10 protein-coding genes and 1 tRNA gene are annotated in these 7,395 nt (G+C 55.1%); 3 read left to right on the top strand and 8 right to left on the bottom strand.

Annotated elements, in window-relative coordinates; genetic code table 11:
* On the top strand, positions 1–251 hold a 251-nt coding region (locus H597_RS35760), incomplete at its 5' end, for a hypothetical protein (protein WP_211232091.1).
* 27 nt (positions 252–278) lie between these two features.
* Positions 279–836 carry a hypothetical protein gene (locus tag H597_RS0127825; RefSeq protein WP_028105013.1) on the top strand — a complete coding sequence of 186 codons (558 nt, stop codon included), beginning with the start codon at positions 279–281 and terminating at the stop codon, positions 834–836.
* Positions 837–1,104: 268 nt separating this feature from the next.
* On the opposite strand, the gene H597_RS35245 is transcribed toward H597_RS0127825, so the two are convergent.
* The 6 genes from H597_RS35245 to H597_RS0127800 all read right to left on the bottom strand — a co-directional run bounded on the left by H597_RS35245 (position 1,105) and on the right by H597_RS0127800 (position 5,160).
* Positions 1,105–1,362, bottom strand: coding sequence for a hypothetical protein (locus H597_RS35245; protein ID WP_154668309.1), 258 nt, complete (start codon positions 1,360–1,362; stop codon positions 1,105–1,107).
* Positions 1,363–1,529: 167 nt separating this feature from the next.
* On the bottom strand, positions 1,530–1,811 hold the full coding sequence (locus tag H597_RS35240; protein WP_028105012.1) for a hypothetical protein: 282 nt from the start codon (positions 1,809–1,811) through the stop codon (positions 1,530–1,532).
* Positions 1,812–2,260: 449 nt separating this feature from the next.
* Positions 2,261–3,028 (bottom strand): hypothetical protein, encoded by a 768-nt coding sequence (locus H597_RS0127810; RefSeq protein WP_028105011.1) that lies wholly within the window; start codon positions 3,026–3,028, stop codon positions 2,261–2,263.
* On the bottom strand, positions 3,028–3,630 hold the full coding sequence (locus H597_RS33620; protein ID WP_083941320.1) for a PAAR domain-containing protein: 603 nt from the start codon (positions 3,628–3,630) through the stop codon (positions 3,028–3,030). The genes H597_RS0127810 and H597_RS33620 overlap by 1 nt, the downstream gene beginning before the upstream one ends.
* Positions 3,631–3,872: 242 nt before the next feature.
* A complete protein-coding gene (locus H597_RS0127805; protein ID WP_028105010.1) occupies positions 3,873–4,736 on the bottom strand; it encodes a hypothetical protein in 864 nt (287 codons plus the stop codon).
* A 347-nt stretch (positions 4,737–5,083) separates the two neighbouring features.
* A tRNA-Pro gene (locus H597_RS0127800) sits at positions 5,084–5,160 on the bottom strand.
* 64 nt (positions 5,161–5,224) lie between these two features.
* Here H597_RS0127800 and H597_RS0127795 point away from each other — a divergent pair.
* Positions 5,225–6,067 (top strand): SIR2 family NAD-dependent protein deacylase, encoded by an 843-nt coding sequence (locus H597_RS0127795; RefSeq protein ID WP_028105009.1) that lies wholly within the window; start codon positions 5,225–5,227, stop codon positions 6,065–6,067.
* Here H597_RS0127795 and H597_RS0127790 read toward each other — a convergent pair.
* A complete protein-coding gene (locus H597_RS0127790) occupies positions 6,064–6,771 on the bottom strand; it encodes a fumarylacetoacetate hydrolase family protein (protein WP_154668308.1) in 708 nt (235 codons plus the stop codon). The two genes, H597_RS0127795 and H597_RS0127790, sit on opposite strands and share 4 nt — an antisense overlap.
* An 11-nt stretch (positions 6,772–6,782) precedes the next feature.
* Positions 6,783–7,388 (bottom strand): TetR/AcrR family transcriptional regulator, encoded by a 606-nt coding sequence (locus tag H597_RS0127785; RefSeq protein ID WP_028105007.1) that lies wholly within the window; start codon positions 7,386–7,388, stop codon positions 6,783–6,785.
* Positions 7,389–7,395: the final 7 nt, after the last annotated feature.

Here is a 7,395-nt window from a genome sequence, read left to right as displayed (position 1 = left end):
CGCGTTCTCCGTTTTCCATCCTGTTCTCCGAAGTGAAAATCGGAGTATGGCGAAGCGAGACGGCCTTTCATATGTGGTGGCGCTGGACGCTTACGAAGGAACCGCGCAGCGATATGCCTGATCGTGCTGCCCAAACGATCAGGCATACTTTTGCTATTCGACTTGAACACTCGGTGTCAGTCGACCGTCAGATTCGCCCCATAGCAGTCTCTGAGATAACAAGCCATCCGCTTCTTTACTGGCCGTTATAATACGGCCAACAGCAAGGGGCTATTCGAATGTTTTTTAATAAGAGAACTGAGCAAGAAACTCATGCAAAAAAGTCGGAGACGCTCGAGTGGGACCAGGGCACCCGGCGCTCCCAATCGACGCGAGTCATCGTGAAGTCGTGGTTCTACAAGGCCCAACCTGGGCTTCAGTGGCGCAACGGAGGCAAAGTCGAGTTCTCGTTCGAGGGCCACGCTAGGCTTGGCACCACGCCTAATGTGCCGATATTCGGAGACATTGAAGTCCTAGATGAAGCGGAAACCCCTCGCTTCCTGATGGACCGCTGGAAAAGCCTTCCGGAGTCTGTGGAAGGCCATGCGTCACTTGCTTCCGCCGACAACTCGGGCATGCCCGAGCAGCTCTACATTACGCTGTACTGCACCCGCGAAGCGTTTGAGTCAGTCACTCGAGTGTTTGTCGCTGGCTTCTCAGCGGCCGGCGGCAAAACTGCGCTGGACGTCGATTTCATTTACCCGGACCCACACGGAGAGGGTTTCTGGAAAGAGGCCTGGCAAAAGCAAACGCTTCAGGTCGAGAAGTGGGACGTTCGATCCAGCGTAGAGCGATAGACCTTCTGGGTGTACTCCTGTAATCAAAATCGCTTCTCGAACTCATGTTCTTGCATCTTCCGAATCGTCGAGATTTCTACGTAAATCTTGTCTAATACTCGGCAAATGCCAAACACCCCGCATGCGATAGCAAACAACAGTCCGGCAATTGCGTTTTCCATGCGCTTTCCTCGATATCCAAGTGAACATTTCCAGACGTCTGCAACTGGCCACATGCTGCGTCCCCACGCAGCAGATAGACAAGGGGGATCGCAGCCACCTCAAGCGCTCAATGACCTTGGTTGTAGAGCGATGGAGGTAATATCATACGGTCCAGCGTCAGACTCTTCCTCCAGTCCATGCCTGCGCCTAGTACCCAGGATTCAAGCTCGTCTGCCGATAGATTGCGGGAACGCAATGCGTCAGCGACCGCAGCGACGGCTTGATGATAGCCGCGCCGATAACTGCCCTCCTGGTGACAATCTGCTGGACCGAAGTCTTCTGGTAGCATCGAGTCATTATCGGGTGGAACTTTAAAATCCGTCATAAAACCCTCCGTTTAGTGGCGTGCAAATAGTCCAACCTACGATATCCGTTAGACGACCGTCGTTCTTAGGAAGTCAGCGCATCCGGATCGTGCGCTAACAAAATGGTGCCTTGGCTTTACAAGCCGAGTCAAGTCCGTTCGTCCCCTCCGAAGTGGCACTTTTCCAGTTAATTGGAGCTTGTAAGTGCGAAGTACTCTGTCGCAATTTTATCGGCAATGTCTTCTGCAGCGTGTTCAAGCGCAAGCCGTTCAAATGTCCCCATATGTACCGCGCGATAAACCACCTCAACCAAGCGAATTTCGTCGGGCAAGCCATTCGCTGCGCTGGTGAGGCAGGACGAAATGGATGAATCGCCTACGTCTCCATCAAAAGACTCCTGGCCGAGTGTCACGGTCCATTCATAGAGACCAGCCTTATGCCTGGTAATGCTTACGCAAGGGGTGATCACGCTTGTTTTCCTTTCTGGCCCGACAAAACTATCAATAATTGTAGGCAAGTTGCAATAAAGTCTGATCTTGGCCGTTAATCACAGCATTAAGTCAGCCAGGGGCGACGGGCACTCTTACTTTCCAGGCCTTTACCGGGGAATCTTTCACAGTTTGAGAGCATCTAACGATTACCGTTGGGCGTTCGCCTTCTTCGACGTCCTTCCATTTAGCAATCAGCGGAACTGCACATTCTCTCACCGAAGCACGGATATCTGGATCACCTACAAACCAATGCGATTTCCCCTTCAAATTTTCGCGCCGGATGAACTCCCTTGCCACGTCCCTGATTTCATAGAGGCCGTGCCTGCCATTCTTTGTCCTGTACTTCATCAACGGATCTACCTCAGAGGCATCCTGCGCGAAGCAGTTCACGCATGCCACTGCGCCGAGAAGCAAGAATCCAAGGGCGCTACTCAATGGTGACGGTGCCAACATATTTCCCTTCTTTATCGCTACGGTTCGAAATGAGGTAGCGATACACGTCATTCCATTTGGTCAGATCATAGACGGTGACGCATCCTTCCGAGAGGTTCCCGACGTGAACAAAATTGGTGTTCTCAGTGGGAGCGTACTCGATGGCAAACCACACCGTGTGGTACTTCAAATCTGGGTTGCCGCCTGGCTCGGTTACATAAAATTCGGTGCTTTCGGCGTCGTGCGCGTGTTGCGGGGTCAGGATTTTGTATATCCCCTTCGGCAGAGGTTTCGAATGCACCGGCTTACTGAGTCTTCCTAGCCTTGGGTCGTGGAACATAACATCCGAGTCTAGCGTAACCATCGCGGTCTGGCCGTTAAAGTTAAGCGTCCCAATGAGTTGGTTCAGCGTTTCGTCCTTTGGCTTGGAATAGAGTCTTTCTCGCCCTTTGGCTTTTGCTATGAGCTTTGCGCCAGAGCCACGGCTCGCCGACACCAAGCACTTTGCGGCATTCTCGCTTTTGAGACTGACAGTTTCGCCTTTGTATTCGCCTTCGAGGATTATGAAATGGGTTCGAGTACCTTCTTTGATCACCGAAACCTTCACGAACTCCGGAAGGTATACTTTTTTTCCCGAAGGTTCACGTTGAACTTTGAGCCAACCGGACATGTCTGGCGACTTTGTGTACTTCGTTGTTACCACCACAGGATATACGCTGTCTGTAGTAGTGTTGGTGCGCGCTCTTGCGATTACCTGATTCATCAGTCAATGTGCCCTAAACAAACTTCAATGTATTGCGCGCCTTGAGTGCTATAGCGACCAGTGCGCCCATCACCGTCCGTGACACCGTGAATTCGCTGACCAGATGGCAGAATTACCGTGTAGGGCATGCCGCTCAAGATCACACCATCTTTATCCTTGAGGAAGAACTGTTCGTCATGCGGCTGTTCGTCCTTCCCTCCACTTGTGGCCGCCTGCGAAAATGACTTGCCTTCAGAAGTTGGGACGCCCGACGAGGAAACACTCGAAGTAGCCATGACGTGGCCCGGCGCCGACTCAGGCGTGATATTTTTTGCCGAACTAGAGGAGCTACCGCCGCCCCACTCAACGGTATCTGTAAATTGGCTGGCGATGAGCACTGCGCCGCATGAGGTCTTCATACCCGCTAGTGCGACACCTTTGCCAAAAATCGTCGTGGTCGGAACCCCTTCAATAATCGGAAAATCGCCTTTGCACTTGGGGCAATGGACTTTATGGCCAATATAGGCGATTGGCTTTCCCAAACAAATATCGGTCTGAGAACCTTCTAGTACTGTTCCGTTGTGACTTGTTCTGTCGCCAAGTCGAATTATTTCTCCAGCCATGCATTAACCTAAAATCTGCGCAACAGAAGATTATATTTCTGACCACAACTTCGGGTCGCACGGTTGAGCTACGCGCTCATGGACGTTATCAGGCGGACGACGACTCTAATCGAACTGGCAGGAGAGGCTACTCAATTGAAGCCGTGAGAGTTTTCAGTTCCCCGCGCAAGTCCAAAAGTACCTAGACGGGCCGTCCGATTGGCGTTGCTCTGCACACTCACGCGGGAGCGAAATTCAAGAAACTAATCACATGCCGCCAACCCACGAGCAAGTAGCTGTTGCATTTGTTCGACAGAAAAGTGCGATTTCCCATCCAACCAGCGTCGGCCAGACGCGATGTCTCGCGCAGATCCGTTAATGGCATATGTGCGCCCTCGTTCCTCGTACGTGACGTACTTTTTAGGCATGCCATTGAGCACAGTACTGAGGCAGGCTGAGCGGCCGTCAAGTGACCTGGCAGCTTTCTTTTCCCTGTTGCCAGTGAGCCTCTTTTTATCCATCCGCAATGCAAGCAGTTCCGGAAATTGCTTGCATCGCGATTCTGATTTCATTTGACTTTCAAACCATTCCGCGTACCGACCAGCCCGGTTGCTGCAGATGGTTTCGTTGCTACCGCTATTATTGACATTAAGAGTGATCTCAAATCCACTGCTGTTAAAAAAGTCTGATGGCCCATGCACCATAAGATACGGAACTCCGTCGGGAATGTTGGGCAATTCTTCCGCGCATTGGCCGTCGTAATATCGATACCAAGGTGGCTCTTCGGACTTAATGGCGCGAGCGCTGTTGTATGCATTTTTGTAGTCGACAACACAGTCACGCCACGCCGTCTCCTCCCATAAATCAACTCCATCCTTGAGCGGTTCGGCGCCTGTCTGCGCCACAGCCGCGAGAAGTGCGGCCGAACCGTGATTATCGGCAGGGACATTCCGCAAATAGCTAAGCACGTATATGGCGACAACTGTCGCCGCAGCGACCACTACTCCCGCGATTTTCGTGGCCTTAACACTTTCTGTTTGCGCGGAGGCTAACCTAATGCCCTCTTTGTAACCACTGGAAGAGTGATCATCTAAGAACTTTCGGCTCTCGCGGTCATCGGAAACCATAGCGCCTCCATTTGATAAGTGGGCGAAACGGGGGCATCTGACAATTCTGTGGGCGCTCATAGTGAGCCATTCGACCGAATTTTGGCGTCAATGAGCCAAGCGGAACTCAAACGTATACGACACCCGATGATACCGCTGTAGTGGATTCGGCCGCTTGAGACGGTGCCGATTCGCCCTGAAATCAGCTGCAAAAAAGCTGCAAATCAGTCAAAGAAGTGAGTGTCAAAACGCGCGCAAATGGGTGTCAAAACGCCCGCTACGCTACACAATCTTAGGCAAATTTACGGCACGGACATGGAAAAACAAAAAAGGGCTACAGTCCAAAAACTGTAACCCTTTGATTTGATTGGTCGGGGCGAGAAGATTCGAACTTCCGACCCCTTGCACCCCATGCAAGTACGCTACCAGGCTGCGCTACGCCCCGACTCGAGTTACAGATTATATCAGAGCAATTTGTGGTTTTGTCAAAGTTACTTCAAACTTCACGAATGACAATCGAAAAAGACCTGGCGGCACGCGCAGCCGAACTCCTTGCGCAATCGGACGGGCTGGTCATCGCGGCTGGCGCCGGCATCGGCGTGGATTCCGGTTTGCCGGATTTTCGCGGGAACGAAGGCTTCTGGAAGGCCTACCCTGCCCTTGGCCGGGCGCGCATCGAATTCACCAGCATCGCGTCGCCACGCACGTTCCACGAAGATCCGGCCCTGGCCTGGGGATTTTACGGCCACCGCCTGGCACTGTATCGCGACACCGTCCCGCATGAGGGCTTTGCGCTGTTAAAAGCCTGGGGCGAAGCGCTGGACCATGGCTGCTTTGTCTTTACCAGCAATGTGGATGGCCAATTCCAGAAGGCGGGCTTTGACGGCGGCGCGATCCACGAATGCCACGGCTCGATCCACCACCTGCAATGCCTTGAGCCATGTTGCGGCAGGATTTGGCCGGCCGACGATTTCGCGCCGGATGTCGACGCCGACAGGTGCCGTCTGCGCAACGAGCCGCCCCTCTGCCCCAACTGCGGCGGCCTGGCGCGGCCGAATATCTTGATGTTTTGCGATTGGAGTTGGGTTGAACGCCGCAGTGCAATGCAGGCGGCACGGTTGGAAGCCTGGCTTTCGCAAGTGCACCGTCCACTGGTGATTGAACTCGGTGCCGGGACGGCGATTCCTTCCGTGCGCCGCTTCGGCCACAGTGTCGTGCAGCGCGGCGGGCGCACGGTGCGCATCAATCCGCGCGAACATGCGGTCGGCAACGCGGCGGATGTCGGCATCGCTGCTGGCGCACTGGAAGGCCTGCACGCCATTGCCGCCGCGATGCAGTCTTCTGTCAGTTAGACGAATTTCACGGAGAGGCTGGCCAAGCCTTCAATGCTGCCGGTCAGCGACTGGCCGCGCGCGACCGGGCCGACGCCTTCCGGAGTGCCCGTGAAAATCAAGTCGCCTGGTTCGAGGCGGAACAACGTCGACAGGTTGGCGATGGTTTCAGATACCGACCAGATCATGTGGTCGATGCTGCTGGATTGCTTGACCGCGCCATCCAGTGCCAGCGCGATCGCCGCGTTTTCCACTCCCGGCACTTCGGCTGCGCGCCGCAATTCCCCCACCGGAGCGGAATAGTCGAAGGCCTTGCCGATTTCCCAGGGGCGTCCGGCGTCTTTCATCTTCGCTTGCAGGTCGCGGCGCGTCATGTCCAGTCCCACGGCGTAGCCGAAGATATGCTTTGGCGCGTCGGCCAGCGCAATGTCGCTGCCTCCGTCGCCGATTGCCACCACCAGTTCGCACTCATAATGGTAGTTGCTGGTCTGCGGCGGATATGGCAGTTCGGCCACCGTGCCCGGCTTCACCGGCACCACGGCCGATGCGTCGCCCGGTTTGCAGAAGAAGAATGGCGGTTCGCGGTCCGGGTCCGAGCCCATTTCGCGCGCGTGGCCGGCGTAATTGCGGCCTACACAGTAGACGCGGCGAACCGGGAATCGTTCGTCGGTACCGGCGATATGCAATGCAGCGTGGTGGTGCGGCAGGAATACGTAACGGATCATTCCACTTCTCCTCAGGTGAGCAGGAGCGCCCGCATGGCGATGCGGAAGGACGCCACCAGCTCGGGAACCGGCAAGCCGGGATAGTTCAGTACTCGCAATTGCAGGCCCTGGTGCAGGCAGATGACGGCCTGCATGCGGCCTTCGACGGTGATATCGTCGGCCGCCAGGCCATGCTTTTCGCGGCCCATTTTCAGCAGCGTGTGCAAGCTCTCGCACATGCGCCGGTCGGCTTCCTGGCTCAAGGCGGCTATCGCGGGATTACGTGCACTTTCGGCGGCGATTTCCAGGGGCAGCGCCCAGTGGTCAGGGTCCAGGTTGTTAAGGACGCTCTGCTCGGCGTCGTCGATGATCGCCTGCAGCGGGTCCGGCTGGCTGCCGATATTGCTGATGATTTCATGCACCCGCGTTTCGTTTTCTTCCACGAAAGCGGCAATGATGGCGTCCTTGCTGGCGAAGTAGTTGTAAATATGGCCAGCGCTCATGCCGGCGGCTTTCGAAATCTCAGACATGCTGGCGCCATGGAATCCGCTGCGGCGGAAACAAATGGCGGCGGCATCCAGCACCTGGCGGCGGCGGTTGGCGGCGCGCTCCGGGTCAATGTGGCGTTTTTCAGTCATAAGGCGA

Origin of the sequence: Pseudoduganella violaceinigra DSM 15887 (assembly GCF_000425385.1) — a bacterium.
Taxonomy (GTDB): domain Bacteria; phylum Pseudomonadota; class Gammaproteobacteria; order Burkholderiales; family Burkholderiaceae_D; genus Rugamonas; species Rugamonas violaceinigra.
The sequence above is the reverse complement of the archived record's forward strand: the minus strand, read 5'-3'. Positions and strand labels throughout refer to the sequence as shown.